The organism is Kitasatospora sp. NPDC004240, assembly GCF_053603215.1.
Window position 1 is genome coordinate 1 of sequence record NZ_JBSGFD010000431.1, and the last position, 1,950, is coordinate 1,950.

The 1,950-nt window shown below is 74.0% G+C and carries 2 protein-coding genes; both read right to left on the bottom strand.

Features of this window, described 5'->3' with window-relative positions:
* Positions 1-88: 88 nt before the first annotated feature.
* On the bottom strand, positions 89-679 hold the full coding sequence (locus ACWEQL_RS42295; protein ID WP_452156927.1) for a hypothetical protein: 591 nt from the start codon (positions 677-679) through the stop codon (positions 89-91).
* A gap of 209 nt (positions 680-888) precedes the next feature.
* A complete protein-coding gene (locus ACWEQL_RS42300) occupies positions 889-1,692 on the bottom strand; it encodes an exodeoxyribonuclease III (protein ID WP_452156929.1) in 804 nt (267 codons plus the stop codon).
* Positions 1,693-1,950 lie beyond the last annotated feature (258 nt).

Below are 1,950 nucleotides of genomic sequence, written 5' to 3' on the forward strand. Positions count from 1 at the left end.
ACATGGCAGTGATCTTCACGGACAGGACGACGCAAAGATCACCACCAGTGGATCAAGCCATGAAGTTGATCAATTACCCAACACTTTCTCAGGCGGACCCGCCGCCGCCCCGCCGCCGCAGCAGCCAGAAACCGCCCACCGCGCCCAGCACCAGGGCCGCACCGCCCGCCAGCTCCGCCGGGTTCTCGGTGACCGAGCCGCCCAGACCGGTGCTCATCGCGCCGTGCGGGGACCCGGCCGCCCCGGACTGCCCGAGGGAGCCCGCCCACTCGCCCGCCGCCTCGCCCCACCCGCTGATGGACTGCCCGGCCGACGGGGCCGTCACCGTGGTCACCGAGACCGTGGTGGTGAAGGTGCCGCCGTCAGGGCAGGTGCCGTCGACCTTGCCGGCGCCGCTGTACTTGTCGGCCAGCCGGGCGGAGCCGCTGTGCTTGCCGTCCGGGCCCAGGGTGAGGGTGGCGGGGCCGCCCTCGAACGCCGGCGAGTTGGCCGTGATGGTCTTCGCGGCGGGCTTGTCGGACTTCTCGCAGGTGACCGTGACCGTCACGGTCTGGCCCGGTGCGGCCTGGGACGGGCTGACCGTGGCGGAACCGTCCTTGGCCTGCGCGGCGGGAGCCGTCAGGCCGGTCAGCAGCGTCGCGCCCAGCAGGGCGACGGCGGCCGTACGCGTGGGGCACATGCCGGAACCTCCGGGATTCTCGGGCGCGGTCGGGGACTCCGACGTCCACGTGATCGAACAACCACACCCGGTCAATCCACGACGCTAGGCACCCGTGCCGGGGCCGGCCACCGCTCTGAGCCGTTCGAGGGAGCGATCGTCACCGGGTGTGACCACGGCGGCGCCCCCGGGACGGCCGGGGGCACCGGGGGCGACGACCCGGGACGGGCTCAGAGGTCCAGGTCGACCACGACCGGGGCGTGGTCCGAGGTGCCCTTGCCCTTGCGGGCCTCGCGGTCGACGTAGCTGTCGGTGACCGCGTCGACGAAGGGCTTGTTGCCGAAGGTGAGGTCGATCCGCATGCCGCGGTTCTTGGGGAAGGCCAGCTGGCGGTAGTCCCAGTAGGTGTAGGGGCGGTCGTACTTGAGCGGGCGCGGCATGACGTCCTGGAGGCCCGCCTCGGCGAGGGCGGTGAGGGCGGCGCGCTCGTCCGGGGTGACGTGGGTCAGGCCCTCGAAGGCGGCGACGTCCCAGACGTCCTCGTCGGTGGGCGCGATGTTGAAGTCGCCGAGGACGGCGAAGGGGCGCGGGCCGGCGGCGTCCTCGGCGGCGACGTCGCGCAGCGTACGCAGCCACTCCAGCTTGTAGCGGTAGTGGGCGTGGTCGACCTCGCGGCCGTTGGGCACGTACACCGACCAGACCCGGACGGGCCCGCAGGTGGCGGCGACGGCGCGCGGCTCGACCTCGGGCAGCAGCGCGTCGTCGGCCTGGTAGCCGGGCTGGCCGGGCAGTCCGCGCACCACGTCGTCCAGGCCGATCCGGGAGACGACGGCGACGCCGTTCCAGCGGCCGGTGCCGTGCGCGGCGGTCTCGTAGCCGAGCGCGCGCACCTCCTCGAACGGGAAGGCGTCGGCGGCGCACTTGAGCTCCTGGAGGCAGAGCACGTCCGGCTTCGCGCTCTCCAGCCATTCCAGGAGCTTGGGCAGCCGCGCGCTGACGGAGTTGATGTTCCAGGTGGCGATGCGGACGGTCACGGCGGGCGGCCTTCCCGGTGGAGCGGACGGGGGTGGGCGCCGATGGCGACGCCCACCCCGAATCTACCGCCGGCCACCGACAGACCCGGCCCGCCGGCCGGACCGGTCGGCCCCCGGCCACCGACCGGCCACCGACCGAACAGCCCACCGGACAGCCTGCCGGACAGCCCACCGGACAGCCCGCCGGTCAGCCCGCCGGACGGACCACCGCGGCCGCCCCGCCGCCGCGGCGCAACGGCTGGCGGCCGCCGAGCCGTT